Genomic DNA, 286 nt, shown 5'->3' with positions numbered 1-286 from the left:
GCATCCGGATTAAAACGGATGGTGTAAGTTTCAGTGGCCGGATACCAGATGAACTCGTCACCGGCATTGAGATAATGTGTGGTGATATCGCTCACCCAGAAGGGGGCTTCCTGTACCAGGCTGGCGGTTGCGTTGTCAGCAATATAAACCCCGTTCTGGCCAACGACAGACATGGACACCGGCGCATCTGGCGTCAACGGCTGGCTGACAACGAGCGCGGTGGTTTCATCCACCCCAAAGCCAAAACGTACGTCCTGCTGATGGGCCAGTTTAATCAGCCGGGTCT

At 55.2% G+C, this 286-nt stretch carries 1 protein-coding gene; it reads right to left on the bottom strand.

Translation table 11 applies throughout. The features are described from left to right. On the bottom strand, nt 1-286 hold a 286-nt coding region (locus tag ACYP03_RS25745; RefSeq protein WP_459782639.1), incomplete at both ends, for a hypothetical protein.

The organism is Photobacterium sp. R1 (assembly GCF_054600795.1).
The sequence above is the reverse complement of the archived record's forward strand: the minus strand, read 5'-3'. Positions and strand labels throughout refer to the sequence as shown.